Below are 19,465 nucleotides of genomic sequence, written 5' to 3' on the forward strand. Positions count from 1 at the left end.
TTTCACTGATGCTGCTTAAAAGTTTTTCACATAGTCACGGTGATGTGCTACCGCTTCTTTCAACTCTTCCAAATTATCAGAAGAGAATTTATCCAAGATTTCATTAGCTACGACAGTAGCGACTACTGATTCCATAACGACACCTGCTGCAGGCAAGGCCGTTGGATCTGAACGCTCAACCGTTGCCTTGTATGGCTCATGGGTCTCAATATCTACTGACATTAGTGGTTTATAAAGAGTTGGAATTGGCTTCATAACCCCACGGACTACAATTGGTTGACCATTTGTCATTCCACCTTCAAAACCACCGAGATTATTGGTTCTACGCGTATAGCCATCCTCTTCATTCCAAAGGATCTCATCCATCACTTGAGAGCCCCTGAGATAGCCATCTTTGAATCCAAGACCAAACTCGACCCCCTTGAAGGCATTGATGGAAACAACTGCTTGAGCAATCTTGGCATCCAACTTGGTATCCCATTGCACATAAGAACCAAGTCCTACAGGTACACCACCAACAACCGTTTCAACGACACCACCGATGGTGTCACCCTCTTTTTTGATTTGGTCAATGTAATCTTTAATTTCTTGCTCACGCTCTTGGTTAACAACTGAAATTTCTGACTGTTGGGCCAATTCCTTGATTTGAGCAACTGTCAAATTCTCTGGCACATCAATTTCCTTACCACCAAAGACAACCACATGATTAGCAATTTCAATATCAAGCTCAGCCAAGATTCGTTTAGCGACAGCACCCACTGCCACACGCATAGTTGTTTCACGCGCACTGGAACGCTCCAACGAATTACGCAAATCATCAAAACGGTATTTCATACCACCAACCAAGTCAGCATGTCCTGGACGTGGATGGGTGATTTTGCGTTTAGTTTTTAAACGATCCTCAATATCTTCAACAGCCATAATGTCCAACCATTTTTGATGGTCCTTATTGATGACATGGAGGGTGATTGGAGCCCCTGTTGTTTTCCCATGACGAACACCAGAAGTGATTTCAACCTTATCAGACTCAATTTTCATGCGGCCACCACGACCATAACCACCTTGGCGGCGTTTCAAATCGCCATTGATATCTTCAGCGGTCAAGGGAAGACCAGCTGGTACACCTTCGATAATTGCCGTTAAACGTGGGCCGTGAGACTCACCTGCTGTTAAATATCTCATTTATTTCTCCAAGTACTCTTTCATTTCAACTAAAGGAATCTGATTGATAGCTGCCTTACCAATCTCTGGAACGATAACTGTCTTAATACTATTACCACGGGCTTTCTTGTCATGTGTGAGGGCTGTATAGAGCTCCTCAACACGCCATGGTTCATAGTCTACTGGCAAACCAAATTTCACACACATCTCAGCAATTTGACGTGTGATTCCCTGAGGCATTAGGTTTTTTTTCTCAGCAACACGAGAAATCTGAACCATTCCAATAGCCACAGCTTCACCATGCATAACTTTACCATAACCAGCTGTTTGTTCGACGGCATGCCCAATCGTATGACCAAAGTTTAGGTACATACGGACGCCACCTTCAAACTCATCTTCAACCACAATTTTACGCTTAACGTTACATGAACGGTAAATAATGGTCTCTGAGTTTTCCAAAATACTATGAACCGAACCATCAATGTTATCAAGGAGCTGCCAAAGTTCAGGATCGTCAATCAAACCATATTTGACAACCTCACCCATGCCTTCAATCAATTCACGTTTACCAAGTGTCTCAAGGACATTAGGATCAATTAAAACCCCATCAGGCTGAGCAAAAGTTCCTACGATATTTTTGGCAAAAGGAGTATTCACACCTGTCTTTCCACCAATAGATGAATCTACTTGGGCAGTTAGACTGGTTGGAACTTGAACGAAATGAATTCCACGCATATAGGTTGAAGCGACAAATCCTGCTAAGTCTCCAACAACGCCACCACCAAGAGCGACAATACCATCACTACGAGTCATGCCATTCTTAATCAAAAACTCATAAGCCTTATTAACAGTCTTAAGATTTTTACTCGCTTCACCTTCTAGAAAATCAAAAACGACAACCTCAAAACCTTCGTGTTCCAAGCTAAGCTTAACTTTTTCTGCATATAGGCCTCCCACATGATTGTCCGTAATAAGCGCGATCTTTTGTGGTTCCCAAAGTGACTTGACCCATTGTCCTACCCCTTTAAGAGCTCCCTTTTCAATGATAATGTCATAAGGGTTTTGTTTTAAATTTACCTCTAGTTTCATCGTCGACCCCTCCTAGCTATTGTATATGTTTTCTAATTCCTGCCAAATAGCACCTGTTGGCATATTCTCGCCTGTCCATAATTTAAAGGCACCTGCTGCTTGATAAAGTAACATGCCTAGTCCATTCACAGCCTCTATCTCTTGTTTCCTTGCCAAGGCCAAGAAAGGTGTTTCAAAAGGCTGGTAAATGATATCCGCAACTAAGAGTTCCTTAGGGAATCTTGTATCTATAGAAATGGGCAATGACTCACCATCCATACCCACACTAGTCGCATTGACCAATAAATCGGTTTGCCTTAATTCCTTTTGGAAGTGGTCAGCATCAGTTAAATCATGAAATTCTAAATAGCAATCGGTTTGATCAAGCAAGGTTCTAAAGTTTTTTTTTGCCTTGACCAAGGATTGGGGCCGAACATAGATACTAACTTTTTTTGCACCATCAAGAATTGCCTGTGTCACAATAGATTTAGCCGCACCACCAGCCCCCAAAATCATAATATGAGTATCCTTAGGATTAAAATTCTTTAAACTAGCAAAAAAGCCAAAGCCATCTGTATTATGGCCGATCAAACGACCATCACAATTGACAACCGTATTGACTGCACCAATCAGTTGAGCTTCAGGACTAAGACCATCCAAAAATGGAATTACCTTTTCCTTATATGGCATAGACAAGTTGATACCGAACATATTGTAACGTCTAATATTTTCAAATGTCTCAGCCAGGTCTGACTCTGGAATTTCCCAAGCTACATAAACCCCATTAACATGTGTTTTTTCGAAAGCTAAATTATGAATGAAAGGAGAAATTGAATGCTTGATAGGACTGGCAACAACAGCTGCTAAGCGTGTGTGTCCATCAATCCGCATCCAAAACCTCCCTAATCCTACACATGTCCGCAAGAGCAACTTGACCCGGTGCGCTGGTATTGTCAAGACTAGCAAAAGTCCATGATGACCCCACCAAGTCTCCCGCCAAACGTGACAAACGACCTAACTTACCCATTGACATAGTTACAAACTCTTGTTCAGGGTTAAAGGCCTTAAAGCCGCGTGTGAAATTCATAAGATCAAGGACATCTTGTTCATTCTTAGGCATAACGGCTACTTTAACAACTCTTGGCGTCAAGTTGGTCATCTCAGATAAAAGTTCCATAAGGTTTTCAGGTGTCTCCTCAAAGTTATGATAAGACAAAACCAAGTTTGAAAATTCAAGCATCTGGTCAAAGACTTCCTTGCGTGTGAAATACTCAAAATCAATATAATCTGGTGAATAGATAGCAGCTACATCCTTAATCAGTGTGACATATTCCCCATCAGTTAACTCAATCTTACCACCTTCACGTGTCGTACGAATGGTAAAAACAATTTCAAAGCCTGCGAATTTCTCAAAAATAGCTGGAGCAACTGTTAAGATACTATGCTTATCTAAAAAATCTGCACGCCATTCAATAATGTCTGCCCCCTCAAAACGAGACAGCTCAAGCGCTTGTGCTTCCTCTAAACTAGTCGGCATAATCGGAACTACAATTTTCATTTATTTACCTTTATTGTGTATACTTTCAAATAATTTGATGTTGGATCATTAGGATTGACGGCAAAATCCACTGGTAATTGTTGCAAGTTAACAAAGTCCGCTGAAACATCTCCCAATCCCTTACGCAGTTGCTTTTTAAACTGTTGCACTGTCATATTAGCTGTATTGGTACTTGCAATAATTGTCCCATACTCTGATAGAATATCAAGACTCTGCGCAATCAACTTGTGGTAATCCTTATTTGCTGAGAAAGTTCGTTTCTTATTTCGAGCAAAGCTCGGCGGATCTATAACGATAAGGTCATAAAATAATCCCTTTTTCTTGGCATATTTAAAATAATCAAAAACATCCATCACAACTAAACGATGATTTTCCATACTGAAGCCATTAGCTTCAAAATGAGCCGTGGATAACTCACGTGAACGTTTTGCCAAATCCACCGATGTCGTTTCAACCGCTCCCCCCATAGCTGCAGCAACTGAAAAAGCTGCCGTATAGGAGAACATATTCAAAACTGATTTGCCCAAGGCCAAACCATTAACCAAACCATCACGCACCTCATGCTGGTCAAGAAAAATCCCTGTCATTAGCCCATCATTTAGAAAAACTTCATAAGTTACCCCATTCTCCAAGATAGTGAAGGTATCAGCGGCCTCTTGTCCATAAAGATGGTCTGACTCAAAATCAAGGCCCTTGAAGCGAATTTTTTCATAGCCCCCCAAAACCTCAGGAAAGACCGTTTGGAAAGCCTCTACAATAATATCCTTCAAGGAATAAATAAAGACATTGTACCATGAAAAGAGGGCATAGTCTCCATACAAATCAATCGTTAGACCACCAAAATCATCACCATCTTGGTTAAAAAGACGAAAAGCCGTCGTTAAATCATTAGCATAATAGGATTGACGTCTGGCTTTTGCCTTCTCAAAAAGCCCCTGAAAATAAGTCACTGTCAATTGTTGCTTTTTAGGGGACAAAAACCAACCTATCCCCTTATTTTGACTCGACAAATAGCCTGTTCCTAAAAATTCTTTGGATTGACTATAAAGATAAATCAACTGATTATTTTCAGCTATATTTGGAAAATCTTCAGCTAAAAGAAGCTGTTTCCCTTGTTTGATTTTTTTCTCCGCAAAGGGACTTACCGTCAATATATTCATGCTACTATTATATCAAAAAAATGTTATAATTTCTGTTTCGTAACTAGAATTTGTCAATTATATGTCAAGGAATATGACACTCTATGACAGTAAATTTTTGAGAGTCATTTTGTTATTTGGTATAATAGCTAAGATAATATAAAATCAAAGGAAGTATTACTTTGAAAAAAATAAACGAAGCTTTTTGGAAAGGAGTTTCATCAAGACTCGGATTCGTCTTCTTGTTACTCTTCTTTTACTGGCTAAAAAACATATTCGCTTATTTCGTCAACATTAATCTTGAGTGGGAAAGCAGATATCAGGTTATGCTTTCGCTGATTAACCCTATTCCACTGGGATTAATGCTGCTAGGTTTAGGACTTTACTTCAAGAAAAGCCGTTTTTTTTATGGCACAACAATTGCTATTTATGTCATCCTTAATCTCCTGCTTATTGCTAATGTCATTTACTTTGGAGAGTTTACAGACTTCATAACTGTAAATACCATCCTGGCAAGTTCTAGTTCAGCAGCCGGGCTGGGAGACTCAGCTAAGAACCTTCTTGAACCAAGTTATATCTTTTATTTGATTGATATTCCTTTCTTCATTTATGGTGTTTTTAGGAAAAAACTAAAAACGGATAGTAAGCCATTTAATAAACGAGCTAGTTTTGCTATCACCGCACTATCGACACTCCTTCTCTCAGCCAACCTATTTCTAGCGGAAGTTAACCGTGGTGAGTTACTGACACGTGGTTTCTCCAACAACTATATTGTTCGTGCTATGGGGATTCCTTTCTTTACAGCTTATTCCGGTAACTTAACGTATCAAACTTCACAAGCTCGTTCATCCGCAACAGCAGACGACATGAAAAAGGTTGAAGCTTATGTTAAGGAGCACTATGCAGCACCTGATCTTAAGTACTACGGAATTGCTAAAGGAAGAAACGTTATCGTTATTCACTTGGAGAGTTTCCAACAGTTTCTTATTGATTACAAGCTCCAAGTAGATGGTCAGTCTTATGAAGTAACACCATTCCTTAATTCCATTTACCACTCAAATGAAACCCTAGCCTTTTCAAACTTCTTCCACCAAGTTAAATCAGGAAAAACTTCTGATGCTGAAACCTTGATGGAAACATCACTCTTCGGACTAAGTACAGGGTCATATATGGTAAACTACGGTGGTACCAATACAGCTTACGCTGCACCATCTATCCTAGCTCAAACGAGTGGCTATACTTCAGCTGTTTTCCACGGAAACACTGGATCCTTCTGGAACCGCAATAATACCTATAAACATTGGGGTTATAACTACTTCTTTGACTCATCAGCTTTCACTGAGAAAACCGATGAAAACTCCTTCCAATACGGTCTTAATGATAAGTACATGTTTTCAGATTCCATCAAATATCTGGAACAAATGCAACAGCCTTTCTATGTTAAATACCTAACCGTATCTAACCACTACCCATACACTTCCCTGTCAGGCGACAAAAACGAACAAGGTTTCCCACTCGCTGACACAAAAGACGAAACAGTTAACGGGTATTTTGCAACAGCCAACTATCTTGACTCTGCAATCAAAGACTTCTTTGATTACCTTAAGGAAACTGGCCTTTATGATAATTCGATTATTGTTATGTATGGTGACCACTACGGTATCTCTGATATGCGAAGCAGTAATCTAGCGGAACTGCTCGGGAAGAACTCTGAGACTTGGTCAAATTATGATAAAGCCATGCTTCAACGTGTCCCTTACATGATTCACATCCCAGGATATACTGGAGGTGGCATCTCTAACACATTTGGTGGTGAAGTTGATGCCCTCCCAACCCTCCTTCACATTCTTGGTGTTGACACTAGCTCTTATATCCAGATGGGACAAGACCTCCTATCTCCTGATAATAAGCAAACTGTCGCATTTAGAACCTCAGGTCAATATGTTACACCTCAATACACAAGCTACTCTGGTAGACTCTATAACACTCAAACAGGAGAAGAAATTACTAACCCTGATGAGACTACTAAAAAGGAAAATGAGGCTATTCGTAATGCGGTTGCAACCCAGTTGTCAATGAGTGATGCAGTCCAAACAGGTGACCTCCTTCGATTCTACACGCCAGATGGTTTAAATCCTCTTGATTCTAGCACAATTTCCTACACTAAACAGATGGATCAACTGAAAAAAATCAATAAAAAGCTGAAAGATAAATCAACAAGTCTCTACAAACAAAAAGGCAATAAATCAACAGCTGACCTATTCAAGACACCATCTTACAAGGAACTACATCCTGTTGAACCTGAATCAAGCTCAAACTCAACAGAAGAAAGCTCATCTAGTCAAGAAACTACAGCTGCACAAGAATAATCCTAAAAAGACTGTTCTAATCGGGCTGTCTTTTTAGATTAAATCAACCATATCTCTACATAATCAACTCTTCAACGATCTGGCTCGGACATATTTCTTGCTAGTTTTCTCCAACCATGATTAAATAAGAATCATAACAAAACATATATAGGAGATCTGATATGAATCCAATGGAATTATTTAACCAAGTGAAAGAAATGATCGAAAAAAAAGATTTTGAAGTAGCTAAAAAGTTTGTCGAGGAAAACAAAGATGATCTAGGTGAGTACTTCAACCAAGCTAAATCTCTCGTTTCAGGCAACGAAATGGTAAATGGAGCTTTAGACAAGATTAAAGGCCTATTCTAAGCCTAAATTCCCCCAATCAATAGGATTGAGGGAATTTTTTTTATTCAGATGACTAATTTAGACTCAGAAATATTATAGTGTGATATTTTATTTGTGAGAAGACAAAAAAGAGATTCCCCAAGGAACCTCTTTCCATTCTATATTACAATAGAATTATTTTTTCAAGTTGTAGAATGATTTCAAACCACGGTATTCTGCAACTTCACCAAGTTGGTCTTCGATACGAAGCAATTGGTTGTATTTAGCAATACGGTCAGTACGTGACAATGAACCTGTCTTAATTTGACCAGCGTTAGTTGCAACTGCAATATCAGCGATTGTTGAATCTTCAGTTTCACCTGAACGGTGTGATACTACTGCTGTGTATCCAGCTTCTTTCGCCATTTCGATAGCGTCAAAAGTTTCAGTCAAAGTACCGATTTGGTTAACTTTGATAAGGATTGAGTTAGCAGCGTGTTCTGCAATACCTTTTTCAAGGTAAGCAGTGTTAGTTACGAAGAAGTCGTCACCAACCAATTGAACTTTACCACCAAGACGTTCAGTAAGAGATTTCCAACCGTCCCAGTCGTTTTCGTCCATACCATCTTCGATAGTGATGATTGGGTATTTGTTAACCAATTCTTCAAGGTAGTCGATTTGTTCTGCAGCAGTACGAACAGCAGCGCCTTCACCTTCAAATTTAGTGTAGTCGTAAACTTTACGTTCTGCATCGTAGAATTCAGATGATGCACAGTCAAGTCCGATAAATACGTCTTTACCTGGTACATATCCAGCAGCTTCGATAGCTTTGATGATAGTTTCAACACCATCTTCAGTTCCGTCGAAACGAGGTGCGAAACCACCTTCGTCACCTACGGCTGTTTCAAGTCCACGTTCTTTAAGGATTTTCTTAAGCGCGTGGAAGATTTCAGCACCCCAACGAAGCGCTTCTTTGAATGTTGGTGCACCAGCAGGTACAATCATAAATTCTTGGAAAGCGATTGGAGCGTCTGAGTGAGAACCACCGTTGATGATGTTCATCATTGGAGTTGGAAGAACTTTAGTGTTGAATCCGCCAAGGTAGCTGTAAAGTGGAACTTCAAGGTAGTCAGCAGCTGCGCGTGCTACAGCGATAGACACACCAAGAATAGCATTGGCACCAAGTTTACCTTTGTTTGGAGTACCGTCAAGAGCGATCATTGCGCGGTCAATACCTTGTTGATCACGTACGTCGAATCCGATGATGTGCTCAGCAATAACGTTGTTTACGTTATCAACTGCTTTTTGAGTACCAAGACCACCGTAACGAGCTTTGTCACCATCACGAAGTTCTACTGCTTCGTGTTCACCAGTTGATGCTCCTGAAGGAACCATACCGCGACCGAATGCACCAGATTCAGTGTAAACTTCTACTTCAAGTGTTGGGTTACCGCGTGAGTCAAGGACTTCACGTGCGTAGACATCAGTAATAATTGACATTACAATACTCTCCTTATGAGTTAAAATTTTTTACACATTTATATTACCATAATATCAAGGGTTAAGCAAATTAAAACCAGAATTTTCTTGCGATTATCTATTTTTTAATATTTCAATTATTTTTGAAAATCTCAGAAAAAATAAGGCAAATGAAAAGGAATTCAAAATATTGTATAATGGTAAATAGAAAAGAGACAGGAGATTCCCTATGACTTCACTTGAAGATAAAGTGTTCCAATGCGCCAGTGGCGAAAAACGCCTGAATCCCGATGAACTTCGTCAGTATTTTGGTACCTATGCAGAACGTGTAGTCCTAGCTGTTTTATTGGAAGATGCTGAAAAGAAAATCGTAATAGAACACTTTCCACTGATTTTAAAGAAGTTATTAGCAGTTTACCCCAACCATAGTCTAAAGCTTTCACCTAACCTATCTGATCAGACACAGTTCACCTATATCAAGGACGCTCAAACACTGAATATTTCTGCAACTATTGTGGATGAAGCAAAAGCACACTCACCGTATGGTATTGTTGTGCATAGTGATAAGGCCGAAAACCTTGATAAGATACTATTCTCAGAGCTCTATCCTGATATTCTTGCTCCCAAGCAAACTGAGCAAATCGTTGAAAAAAGGGGATTTTTTACTAAGCTATTTGGAAAATAATAACATCTGAGCTGGCCCCTGGTCAGCTTTTTCTTGTTTCACAATGACTGACTCAACTTGATGAGGTTTCCAATATTGAGTCCTGTTCGATAGAGATTTTCCTTAGCCGAAGACAGAATTTGATCTAAGTCACCTAATTGACCAATGATTGGAAAAGCGGCTGAAATGCCACCTACTGGAAAATCAGGTAAGTCATTCTTCAAACTGCCACAAATAGCGATAACTGAGATAGCCGATGGTGTTCGTTTAGCTACACCTACTGGTGCTTTACCAGATAAGGACTGATTATCCATACGTCCTTCCCCAACAATAACCAAATCAGCTGTTTTTACACGCTGGTCAAAATCGACACAATCCAGTACAAAATCAATCCCCGACTTAATTTCTGCTCCTGCAAAGGCTACCATTCCTGCTGCCATTCCCCCTCCAGCACCTGAACCAGCTAGTTTTGGAACCTCAGGAGCAAATCCTTGGTAGAATTGAGCCATGTTTTGGTCAACCTTTTTAACTTGTGAAGGTGCCAAGCCCTTTTGACCACCAAAAATATAGGTTGCCCCATTTAAACCACACAAAGGATTATCCACATCGGTGATAAGACGAATAGTTACATTAGATAGATCAAGTTTATTTTTAGAAGACACCTTTTTAACGTGACCAAGATTGGCCCCTATTGGCTCAAGCTCCCGCCCCTCAGAATCATAAAAACGATAACCTAATCCATAAGCCATACCAATTCCGCCATCATTAGTAGCTGATCCACCTACACCTATAATAAAATCACTAATACCAGATTTAACCAAGTGAACAATCAGTTCACCGACTCCCTGGGTTGTTATACAAAGGGGGTTGCGTTTATCCTTAGGTACCTGCTCCAAGCCACAAACCGCAGCCATTTCAAAAATGGCAGTCTGCCCATTACTAGCATAGGGGACAGATCCATCACCTGTATAAGCATGTGGAATCTTAACAGTTTTCTTCTCAAGATTTAGATTTTCAGCAAGAGCATCTAAGGTACCTTCGCCACCATCGCCTATTGGCATGAGGTCAAAATCAGCGTCTGGTAAGGCCTTTTCAAGGCCCGATTTAAGAGCTAGGGCAACCTCTTTTGCAGACAAACTTTCCTTAAACGAATCAGGTGCAATCAGAATTCGCATCATTTACTCCTTTTATTTTCCTTTCAAGTAAGGGGACAGGGCCTGGACCAAGTCATCTGTCATATGTTGTGGACCTCGGACAGTTTTGATACCAAAGCACTTTAGCCTTTCACTATCAAAATCACTATCATTAAAGCTGTATAAAGGTTTAATTCGCATCAATTCCTTAATATTCTCTTCATCACGATAACCTTGATTAGCTATATTAGCTTCTAAAACCTGACAGAGATAACGGATGGCCTTGGTAGGTGCCGTAATATAGATTGCAACGAAGTCCCCTTTTTGCATACTGGCTTTCTGAGTCCAAAGAATATCCTCACTTGCTGAGAACTCCTCCCCGATATCGTAGTATTTTAGATTTACTGGAACAATCCAGTAGTGTGGCTCTGAAGCCTTCCTAAGATGTTTAGGAGCAACCAGAGAACGACTCCCTCTAATGAGCTCAAAAATCGTTTGGTCTGGAATTGTCTCATCTAAAACAAGGCTTATCCAAGTCTTCTTGGACATATAGTAACTAGGATAAATTCCATCTAAGTCTAAGAGCTTATCCATCTGCCTTGGATCGACCTTGATGTTAACCACATCATAGACTAAATTCGCCTTTTCTCCACTAAGTGCTAGTTTCTCACCCTTTGAGAGGGAAAAATAGGGCATACCACTTACCATCAACCCGAAAGGAAAGATAGTCTGGATATTTCTCAAAAGGATGGTCAGCTTGGTCTGAAAATTCCTTAACTATAAAATTAGCCAGACGATTATCTTGCGGGGATGAAAACAATTGATCATCATAACAAAACTCAGCTACTTGCGACAGGAGATCTCCATAAGCTTCTCTGACTTGACCAACGTAGGTTCCAGTTGCGTGAGGGCTTCGGAAAGTGTCTTAAGACTCGTCAAAATCAATATCAACAACCTGCCCTGTCAACTTACCTTCTAAATCAATGAATAGTCGATCCTCAAATCCTTCAGCCATTAATGGTTTTCTGAGCTCGTAGCCTTTCTCACTAGTTATAAAACCAAAAGGCTCCAGGCTATCATGTTTTAGGACTTTCTGTTTAAAATAAGCATCCTCAAAAGTCATTCATTCTCCCTTTTTCTAAAAAAGAGAAGTTGAGACAAACTGATATCCCAACTCCTTTTTATTTTGTTGACTGGCGTAAAGTTAGACCATGATTAAGAATAACGTCTTTCTCTTCAAGTTCTTCCTTATGCATAATTTTAGTCAACATACGCATGCTAACTGCCCCTAAATCATAGAGAGGATGGTTTATACTAGAAAGGTTTGGACGTGTGTAGCTTGTAACCGGTGAATCATTGCTTGTGATGATTTCGAAATCTTCTGGAACTGATTTGCCTGCAGCAAAGAGGCCATTCAAGAGACCTGCAGCCAATTCATCTTCCCCAACATAGGCAGCAGTGGCACCAGAGTTCAAGACACGTTGTGCTAACTCAAAGCCGTCTTTATAGCTATATTTAGCTTCAAAGACAAGTCCTTCGTTGTAGCTCAAATTATTCTTTTCAAGTCCAGACTTATACCCAGCCAAACGTAGTTTGCCATTAATATCATCAATTAGTGGTCCTGATACAAAGGCAACCTTTTCATTATTTTTAGCAAGTTGCGTTACACAATCCTCAACGGCAGCTTTATAGTCGATGTTAACACTTGGTATTTGGTGTTCGAGATCAACTGTTCCTGCTAGAACAATCGGTGTACGGGTACGAGAGAATTCTGCACGGATTTTTTCTGTCAGATGGTGTCCCATAAAAATAATACCATCAACTTGTTTAGAAATTAGAGAATGAATGACTGTAACTTCATGATCCTCATTATCATCACTGGAAGCAAGAACAATATTATACTTATACATGGTTGCAATGTCATCAATACCTTTAGCTAGAGTAGCAAAATAGCTATTTACAATATTTGGAATGACAACTCCTACAGTAGTTGTTTTTTTACTTGCCAAGCCACGCGCAACCGCATTTGGACGGTAATCCAAACGATCAATGACTTCGAGCACTTTTTTTCGGGTGTTTTCTTTTACGTTTTTGTTACCATTTACAACACGAGAAACAGTTGCCATCGATACTCCAGCTTCACGCGCTACATCATAAATTGTGATTGTTTCATCAGTATTCATAAGAAATACTTCCTTTCTAAATTTAATGCACACTTTTTCACAATAATTATAGCAAAATTTGAAAACACTTTCAAACATTTTGACTAATCCTTTACAAAAAATGAAAAGGATCCTCTTTCGATAGCTAAGGTAAAGAAAAACGTTTCAAATATTTGGCTATCATTTCGCATTTTCATGATTATTCATCGCTTACAACCTATAAGATTAAAAAAACTCAATGAAAGCAAATGATTTAATGAAAATCCAAAAACAGCTTGCATTTTCCCTATAAAAGTGACAGAATGAGTGTAAGAAATAAAAAGGAGTTTTTTCTATGTCTAAACTTGATCGCATTCGTCATTTTTTAAATGAAAATAAATCAGGGCTAGCTATTGTTTCAGATCCTGTAACTATCAATTATCTTACTGGTTTTGATTGTGACCCACATGAACGCCAAATGTTCCTCTTCGTCTACGAAAATCGTGAGCCTGCCCTCTTTGTTCCTGCTCTTGAGGTTGCACGTGCCTCTTCTGTTCTCGATTTCCCAGTCTTCGGTTATGTGGACTCTGAAAATCCATGGCAAAAAATCAAAGCTGGTCTAGCAAGTACAGACATCCCTATTATTTATGCAGAGTTTGATAATCTCAATGTAACTAAATTCCAAGGATTGCAAACGGTCTTTGAAGGTCGCTTCGAGAACCTGACACCATTCATCCACAAAATGCGAGTTATCAAGTCAGCTGATGAAATTCAAAAAATGATTGTTGCCGGTGATTATGCTGATAAAGCTGTCAATATCGGTTTTGACAATATATCTCTCGACGTTACTGAAACAGACATCATTGCTCAAATCGAATTTGGCATGAAGAAAATCGGTATCAATCAAATGTCCTTTGAAACTATGGTTCTCACAGGCAACAATGCCGCAAACCCACATGGTATTCCAGGAACTAACCGCATTGAAAATGATAGCCTCCTCCTCTTCGACTTGGGTGTTGTTAGTCAAGGCTATGTTTCAGATATGACACGTACCGTAGCTGTTGGTCAACCTGACCAATTCAAGAAAGATATCTACAATATCTGTTTGGAAGCTCAACTCACTGCCCTTGATTTTATCAAACCAGGCGTAACAGCCAGTGAAGTTGATGCTGCAGCTCGTAATGTTATTGAAAAGGCTGGTTACGGCGAATACTTCAACCACCGTTTGGGACATGGTCTTGGTATGGATGTCCATGAGTTTCCGTCAATCATGGAAGGAAATGACTTGATTATCGAAGAAGGTATGTGCTTCTCTGTTGAACCAGGAATTTACATTCCTGAAAAAGTTGGTGTTCGTATCGAAGACTGTGGCTACGTTACAAAAGATGGCTTCGAAGTCTTTACACATACACCAAAAGAACTTCTCTATTTTGATGTTTAATTAATCCAGAATGGCCTTCAATTAAGTTGAGGACCATTTCGTTTGCACTCAAATTCAAATGACATTTAAAAAGCTGACCCATCATGTGTCAGCTTTTGCTATTTATCCTTCATGCTCTTGTCTAAGATAGTCAAGCCCTTCTTCAATCCATCCTGGCAACGCTTCTGCCAAAGGTTTAAAGCCATAGTTTAAACGACTATCTGAGAAACGATGACGGTGAGGGATTTTATTTTTTTCTTCCTCAAGTGTCCTCAAAGAAAGACTGGCCTTTTGAGTAAATTCATCAAAATCAACTACCTGAACCAAGACTTCCTGGCCTACCTTTAGTGTATTGTAGATGTTGTCGATATAACCTGTCTTAATCTCCGAGATATGAATCAAGCCTGTGGTACCATTATCCAATGAAACAAAGGCACCGTAAGGCTTGATGCCCGTGATAACCCCCCTAAGCTTGTCTCCAATTTTCATCTTAGTCTGTTACCTCAATCGTTTCAATAACAACTTCCTCAAGCGGCTTATCTTGAGTTCCAACCTCAACATTGGCAATCTCATCGAGCACCTTGTAAGAGGCTTCATCTACCAAATGACCAAAAACAGTGTGACGACGATCTAGGTGAGGTGTGCCACCATTTTCAGCATAAGCTTCTGCAATTGGTGCTGGCCAGCCACCACGTTCAAGTTCCTTTTTAGCATAAGGAATCTCAGGTGCTTGAACAATGAAGAACTGGCTACCATTAGTATCTGGTCCAGCATTTGCCATTGAAAGTGCACCACGGAGGTTATAGAGTTCTTCAGAAAACTCGTCCTGGAAGCTACCACCAAAGCTTGATTCACCACCCATACCAGTACCAGTTGGGTCACCACCTTGAATCATAAAGTCCTTGATAATACGGTGGAAAATCACACCATCATAATAGCCGCTCTTGGCCAAATTGACAAAGTTAGTGACAGCCAATGGCGCATGGTCAGGGAAAAGCTTGATGACCAAATCACCATGATTTGTTTTAATCGTTGCGACTGGACCTTCTACTGTATCCAAGTCAAGTTGTGGGAAATGAAGTTCTTTTTCTACCAATCCGAGTTCCTCCAAGGCATTGAAAATGCCATCTTCTTCTACTGTTCCAGTTACATAATCAGCTTTGGCTTTAAGTTCTGGTGTGGCGTTCCCCATGGCAATTTTAAGACCAACATAGTCAAAAATTTCCATATCATTTGGCCCATCACCAAACATCATAGCATTGACTGGTGTAAGATTCTCATGCTCCAAGACATGACCGACACCTGAAGCCTTTGAGATACCAGTTGCTACCACATCAGATGAGTGTTCGTGCCATGGCACCAAGCGAACGTGGGCTGCGAGTTCCTCCGGCAACTTAAGGTCACCATCATTTTCTGCAAAAGTCCACATCTGATAAACATCATTAGTCAAATGGAAATCTGGCTCAACGTCACAAATACCATAGATAGGCACTATAGCATCATCAATCAATTCTGAACGTTCTGAGACAACTGGCTTATCCTTACCAGCGAAGCCCCAAGCAATCCCAATCTCTTTGCACCAAGCAACAAAAGCTTCAGTAACTTCACGAGCAAGGGGCTGATTATAAATTTCTTCCCCTTTTCGGTTAATGACATAAGTTCCATTGATTGTTACAAAATAATCAGGTTCTAGGTCCAGAATTTCCTCAACTACACCATAGTAGCCACGTCCTGTAGCGATCCCTGTCAAGATTCCTTTTTCTTTAAGTCCTTTGAAAACAGCCTTAATAGACTCTGGAATATAACCTGTTTTTTTGACACGAAGGGTGTCATCAATATCAAAGAAAACAATCTTAATCTTCTTAGCCTTATATTTTGTTTTTGCATCTACTGGCATCGTAAATCTCCTTTACAGTATCAAAATCTAGCGCTAGGTACTATTCAAGACAGCCCTAACGAAAGATCATACGATGTTTCCATTATATCATTTCTTAAAGCTAAAAAGCAAAAAAAATCATCTAATACCAGGTCAGTCTTAGATGATAGGTGTTTTAACGGTTAACACTCTTGATAATACGTTTAATGTCACGCTCTTGTTCGCGACGTTTGATTGACTCACGTTTATCGTAATCGTGCTTCCCTTTGGCGATACCCAGTAGAACCTTGGCAAAACCATTTTTTAGGTAAACCTTAAGTGGGACTAAGGTCATCCCTGTTCCTTTAAGATCATTTTGAAGTTTGGTGATTTGCTTTTTCTTGAGCAATAATTTCCGAGTACGTTCTGGATCTTGATTCCAGATGTTCCCTTGCTCAAAAGGAGCAATATGAACATTGATTAACCAAGCTTCCCCGTTTTTTATTTGGGCGTAACCATCCTTTAGCTGGATGCGAGCCGCACGAACAGACTTAATCTCTGTCCCTGTCAGCACGATACCCGCTTCAATGGTATCTACAATACTATAGTCATGTCTCGCCTTTTTATTCTGAGCAACAACATTGCCTTCACCTTTTGGCATAGCAGTCCCTCCATTCTCATCCTATTTTTGTTTTTTAGCAACGTCCTTGTAGAAAGGTTTGTTTTCTTTTTTCTTACGACGACCACTCTCACGTCCCTTATTATCATTATGAGGACGGTTTTGATTCTTACGCTTGTCTGGTTTCTTAGATGACTTACGCTTCTCATCATAAGAGCCTTTGTAACCACTACTATCTTGACCGCTACGCTTATTTACATGTTTACCACGACTTTCGAAATCACCATTTTGACGATCGCGGCGTGGTCCTCTATTACGGAAGGACTTAGCCTTCTCTTCACGTTCCTGACGAGCCTTGTGATCTACTTTTTCAGTGATATCGTACTCACTTGGAAGGTATTGGAAATCAATGTCTCCAGTCTCCTTATCTGCACGAATTAACTTAACTCGAATAGGTTGGCCAACACGGAAAGTCTTACCAGATTTTTCACCCTGAAGGGTCATGGTGCGTTCATTGTAATTGTAGAATTCTGGAAGTGTTGTGATATGAACCAAACCTTCAACGGTATTTGGCAATTCCACAAACATACCGAATTTAACCACACTTCCGACAATACCATCGAATTCTTGACCAACAAACTCTTCCATGTACTCTGCTTTTTTCATGGCTTCAACGACACGTTCAGCGTCAATAGCACGACGCTCAAGGGTTGAAGATGAAGTAGCTAACTCTGGAATAACCTCTTCAAAGTGTTCACGCGTTTCTTGAGACATATTGTTGGTGTACTCACGAATCATTCGGTGAACCAAAAGGTCTGGGTAACGACGGATCGGACTGGTGAAGTGAGTATAATACTGAGCCGCAAGTCCATAGTGCCCATGATTGTGTTCTGAATAACGAGCTTGTTGCATTGAACGAAGCAACATCATATTCATGACTTCTGCTCCAGGTTTGCCTTGAACTCGTGCCATGAAATCTTGTAAGTCTAGCTGATCCATCTTATTAGCTGTTCCTTTGATTTGAATACCAAAGATAGAAGCATAATCCATAAAGCGTTGCAATTTTTCCGCTTTAGGCTCTTCGTGAATACGGTAAATAAATGGCAACTTAGCCTTAGCGAAATGCTCTGCCACACATTCATTGGCAGCCAACATAAAGGACTCAATCATTCGCTCAGCCGTCCCACGTTCACGCACCACGATATCAACTGGCATTCCCTTATCATTAACCAAGATACGAGCTTCAGATGTATCAAAGTTAAGGGCGCCACGACGTTCGCGCATATCTTCTAAAATCTTATGAAGTTCTGCCATAGCTGACACAGAATCCATGATAGGCTTAAACTGTTCAATCTTTTCTGGATTTCCAGCCAACATTTCATTGACATCACTATAGGTCATACGGAAGGTTGTCTTAATTACAGATTGGCAAATCTTATGATTAATCACCTTGCCTTTTGGAGTAATCTCCATAATAGCTGACAGAGTCAAGCGGTCAACATTGGGATTTAGAGAACAAATACCATTTGAAAGACGCTCAGGCAACATTGGAACCACGCGGTCTGTCACATAAACAGAAGTCCCACGCGCTGCAGCCTCACGGTTGAGGGCAGAACCCTCTGTGACATAATAAGACACATCTGCAATGTGGACACCTAGCTCATAGTTACCATTTGGTAAACGTTTAATATGAACTGCATCATCCAAGTCCTTGGCATCAGCTCCATCAATGGTGAAGGTCACTTCTTGACGAAGGTCAACACGACCAATTAGATCTTCTTGACTAGGTACATCCGGCACAGCCTCTGCTTCAGCCATAACATCTTCTGGAAACTCCGAAACAATATCCATTGATTCCAAAACTTCCAAGACATCAATACCAGCATCTCCTTGATGACCAATAATATCTCGAACACTTCCTACAAAATAATCGTGATGGCGGTTAGGGTATTTTTCAATATCAACCTTAATAATCTCAGTCCCCTCAAGAGCAACTGGTCCTTTCTTGATATAGATTGGTTGCTGAATTTTTTGATTCTTAGACTTAATGTAACCTACATAAGGTTCTTTCTCGTCATTGAGGATAAATTTCCCGACAACCGTTTTAAGAGAGCGTTCGACAATTTCAACAACTATCGCTTCAGCCGCTGTCCCACGCAAACGATCTGCTGGCTTCTTAATAACTGCGGCAACAGTGTCACCATCAATGGCATGGCCAACGTCATTACGGCCAATAAACATGTCAATCTCACTGTCATCGACATGTAAGAAACCAAAACCATTCTTATTGGCATGAAAAACACCCTCTACAGCAACCTGATTGGGATGTTCTTTCTTAGGACGTAAGGATACAGAGCCGTCTCGATTAAAGCGCAACTGTCTCTTCCTTTCCATAGCTGATATGACTTTGATAAGCTGTGGGAACTTTTCACCGCCAGCGTGATTAAGAGCGTGGGCAATGTCATTTACACTGGATTTCCCATGCTCTTTCAAATAATTTATAATAGATTCTTTCATAATTTCCTTTACTTTTATTGACTATAACGCAAAAAAT

At 40.1% G+C, this 19,465-nt stretch carries 18 protein-coding genes; 4 read left to right on the top strand and 14 right to left on the bottom strand.

Annotation, left to right across the window (positions count from 1 at the left end; all coding sequences use genetic code 11):
• Nucleotides 1–15: 15 nt before the first annotated feature.
• From aroC to NST05_RS07815, 5 genes are read right to left on the bottom strand one after another with little or no spacing between them, the layout of a single operon-like run.
• Complete coding sequence (gene aroC / locus NST05_RS07795; RefSeq protein ID WP_011225712.1) at nucleotides 16–1,182, bottom strand: chorismate synthase; 1,167 nt, start codon at nucleotides 1,180–1,182, stop codon at nucleotides 16–18.
• Nucleotides 1,183–2,250 carry a 3-dehydroquinate synthase gene (gene aroB, locus NST05_RS07800; protein WP_014621367.1) on the bottom strand — a complete coding sequence of 356 codons (1,068 nt, stop codon included), beginning with the start codon at nucleotides 2,248–2,250 and terminating at the stop codon, nucleotides 1,183–1,185. It abuts the gene before it with no gap.
• A 12-nt stretch (nucleotides 2,251–2,262) separates the two neighbouring features.
• A complete protein-coding gene (locus tag NST05_RS07805) occupies nucleotides 2,263–3,120 on the bottom strand; it encodes a shikimate dehydrogenase (protein ID WP_014621366.1) in 858 nt (285 codons plus the stop codon).
• Nucleotides 3,110–3,787 carry a type I 3-dehydroquinate dehydratase gene (gene aroD, locus NST05_RS07810; protein ID WP_002947238.1) on the bottom strand — a complete coding sequence of 226 codons (678 nt, stop codon included), beginning with the start codon at nucleotides 3,785–3,787 and terminating at the stop codon, nucleotides 3,110–3,112. Before aroD ends, NST05_RS07805 begins: the two co-directional genes overlap by 11 nt.
• Nucleotides 3,784–4,947, bottom strand: a complete 1,164-nt coding sequence (locus NST05_RS07815) for a class I SAM-dependent rRNA methyltransferase (protein WP_014621365.1) — start codon at nucleotides 4,945–4,947, stop codon at nucleotides 3,784–3,786. The genes aroD and NST05_RS07815 overlap by 4 nt, the downstream gene beginning before the upstream one ends.
• A 161-nt stretch (nucleotides 4,948–5,108) precedes the next feature.
• Between NST05_RS07815 and NST05_RS07820 the strand changes: the two genes are divergently transcribed.
• A complete protein-coding gene (locus NST05_RS07820; protein ID WP_084828658.1) occupies nucleotides 5,109–7,295 on the top strand; it encodes an LTA synthase family protein in 2,187 nt (728 codons plus the stop codon).
• 161 nt (nucleotides 7,296–7,456) lie between these two features.
• On the top strand, nucleotides 7,457–7,642 hold the full coding sequence (locus tag NST05_RS07825; protein ID WP_014621363.1) for a hypothetical protein: 186 nt from the start codon (nucleotides 7,457–7,459) through the stop codon (nucleotides 7,640–7,642).
• 153 nt (nucleotides 7,643–7,795) lie between these two features.
• Here NST05_RS07825 and eno read toward each other — a convergent pair whose 3' ends face one another.
• Entirely contained in the window at nucleotides 7,796–9,100 is a 1,305-nt protein-coding gene (eno, locus tag NST05_RS07830; protein WP_100262180.1) for a surface-displayed alpha-enolase, read from the bottom strand.
• A gap of 208 nt (nucleotides 9,101–9,308) precedes the next feature.
• On the opposite strand from eno, the gene NST05_RS07835 reads away from it, so the two are divergent.
• Nucleotides 9,309–9,764, top strand: a complete 456-nt coding sequence (locus tag NST05_RS07835; protein WP_084825864.1) for a YueI family protein — start codon at nucleotides 9,309–9,311, stop codon at nucleotides 9,762–9,764.
• A gap of 38 nt (nucleotides 9,765–9,802) precedes the next feature.
• Here NST05_RS07835 and NST05_RS07840 read toward each other — a convergent pair whose 3' ends face one another.
• From NST05_RS07840 to ccpA, 4 genes are all read right to left on the bottom strand, one after another.
• Entirely contained in the window at nucleotides 9,803–10,918 is a 1,116-nt protein-coding gene (locus NST05_RS07840) for a glycerate kinase (protein ID WP_022096976.1), read from the bottom strand.
• Nucleotides 10,919–10,930: 12 nt separating this feature from the next.
• Nucleotides 10,931–11,572 carry an MmcQ/YjbR family DNA-binding protein gene (locus NST05_RS07845; RefSeq protein WP_232693707.1) on the bottom strand — a complete coding sequence of 214 codons (642 nt, stop codon included), beginning with the start codon at nucleotides 11,570–11,572 and terminating at the stop codon, nucleotides 10,931–10,933.
• Nucleotides 11,573–11,801: 229 nt separating this feature from the next.
• A complete protein-coding gene (locus tag NST05_RS07850; protein ID WP_084828604.1) occupies nucleotides 11,802–11,999 on the bottom strand; it encodes an MmcQ family protein in 198 nt (65 codons plus the stop codon).
• A gap of 58 nt (nucleotides 12,000–12,057) precedes the next feature.
• Nucleotides 12,058–13,059 (bottom strand): catabolite control protein A, encoded by a 1,002-nt coding sequence (gene ccpA, locus NST05_RS07855; protein WP_084828603.1) that lies wholly within the window; start codon nucleotides 13,057–13,059, stop codon nucleotides 12,058–12,060.
• Nucleotides 13,060–13,372: 313 nt separating this feature from the next.
• Between ccpA and NST05_RS07860 the strand changes: the two genes are divergently transcribed.
• Entirely contained in the window at nucleotides 13,373–14,458 is a 1,086-nt protein-coding gene (locus tag NST05_RS07860; protein WP_084828602.1) for a M24 family metallopeptidase, read from the top strand.
• A 102-nt stretch (nucleotides 14,459–14,560) separates the two neighbouring features.
• Here the strand turns inward: NST05_RS07860 and NST05_RS07865 are convergent, their stop codons facing one another.
• The 4 genes from NST05_RS07865 to rnr form a co-directional block, all read right to left on the bottom strand.
• The gene (locus tag NST05_RS07865; protein ID WP_002950243.1) at nucleotides 14,561–14,926 is read right to left on the bottom strand and encodes a S1 RNA-binding domain-containing protein; all 366 of its coding nucleotides are present in this window, start codon (nucleotides 14,924–14,926) and stop codon (nucleotides 14,561–14,563) included.
• Between the two features lies 1 nt (nucleotide 14,927).
• Complete coding sequence (locus tag NST05_RS07870; RefSeq protein ID WP_002950242.1) at nucleotides 14,928–16,334, bottom strand: Cof-type HAD-IIB family hydrolase; 1,407 nt, start codon at nucleotides 16,332–16,334, stop codon at nucleotides 14,928–14,930.
• A gap of 154 nt (nucleotides 16,335–16,488) precedes the next feature.
• Complete coding sequence (smpB, locus tag NST05_RS07875; RefSeq protein WP_002950240.1) at nucleotides 16,489–16,953, bottom strand: SsrA-binding protein SmpB; 465 nt, start codon at nucleotides 16,951–16,953, stop codon at nucleotides 16,489–16,491.
• A 21-nt stretch (nucleotides 16,954–16,974) separates the two neighbouring features.
• A complete protein-coding gene (gene rnr, locus NST05_RS07880; RefSeq protein WP_084828601.1) occupies nucleotides 16,975–19,428 on the bottom strand; it encodes a ribonuclease R in 2,454 nt (817 codons plus the stop codon).
• Nucleotides 19,429–19,465 lie beyond the last annotated feature (37 nt).

This window comes from Streptococcus sp. FSL E2-3494 (genome assembly GCF_038007085.1).
GTDB classification, from domain to species: Bacteria; Bacillota; Bacilli; order Lactobacillales; family Streptococcaceae; genus Streptococcus; species Streptococcus thermophilus.

Bases quoted from the DNA above. Each gene is read 5' to 3' on its own strand.
- aroC (WP_011225712.1), bottom strand. From the start codon at position 1,182: ATGAGATATTTAACAGCAGGTGAGTCTCACGGCCCACGTTTAACGGCA.
- aroB (WP_014621367.1), bottom strand. From the start codon at position 2,250: ATGAAACTAGAGGTAAATTTAAAACAAAACCCTTATGACATTATCATT.
- NST05_RS07805 (WP_014621366.1), bottom strand. From the start codon at position 3,120: ATGCGGATTGATGGACACACACGCTTAGCAGCTGTTGTTGCCAGTCCT.
- aroD (WP_002947238.1), bottom strand. From the start codon at position 3,787: ATGAAAATTGTAGTTCCGATTATGCCGACTAGTTTAGAGGAAGCACAA.
- NST05_RS07815 (WP_014621365.1), bottom strand. From the start codon at position 4,947: ATGAATATATTGACGGTAAGTCCCTTTGCGGAGAAAAAAATCAAACAA.
- NST05_RS07825 (WP_014621363.1), top strand. From the start codon at position 7,457: ATGAATCCAATGGAATTATTTAACCAAGTGAAAGAAATGATCGAAAAA.
- eno (WP_100262180.1), bottom strand. From the start codon at position 9,100: ATGTCAATTATTACTGATGTCTACGCACGTGAAGTCCTTGACTCACGC.
- NST05_RS07835 (WP_084825864.1), top strand. From the start codon at position 9,309: ATGACTTCACTTGAAGATAAAGTGTTCCAATGCGCCAGTGGCGAAAAA.
- NST05_RS07840 (WP_022096976.1), bottom strand. From the start codon at position 10,918: ATGCGAATTCTGATTGCACCTGATTCGTTTAAGGAAAGTTTGTCTGCA.
- NST05_RS07845 (WP_232693707.1), bottom strand. From the start codon at position 11,572: ATGCCCTATTTTTCCCTCTCAAAGGGTGAGAAACTAGCACTTAGTGGA.
- NST05_RS07850 (WP_084828604.1), bottom strand. From the start codon at position 11,999: ATGACTTTTGAGGATGCTTATTTTAAACAGAAAGTCCTAAAACATGAT.
- ccpA (WP_084828603.1), bottom strand. From the start codon at position 13,059: ATGAATACTGATGAAACAATCACAATTTATGATGTAGCGCGTGAAGCT.
- NST05_RS07860 (WP_084828602.1), top strand. From the start codon at position 13,373: ATGTCTAAACTTGATCGCATTCGTCATTTTTTAAATGAAAATAAATCA.
- NST05_RS07865 (WP_002950243.1), bottom strand. From the start codon at position 14,926: ATGAAAATTGGAGACAAGCTTAGGGGGGTTATCACGGGCATCAAGCCT.
- NST05_RS07870 (WP_002950242.1), bottom strand. From the start codon at position 16,334: ATGCCAGTAGATGCAAAAACAAAATATAAGGCTAAGAAGATTAAGATT.
- smpB (WP_002950240.1), bottom strand. From the start codon at position 16,953: ATGCCAAAAGGTGAAGGCAATGTTGTTGCTCAGAATAAAAAGGCGAGA.
- rnr (WP_084828601.1), bottom strand. From the start codon at position 19,428: ATGAAAGAATCTATTATAAATTATTTGAAAGAGCATGGGAAATCCAGT.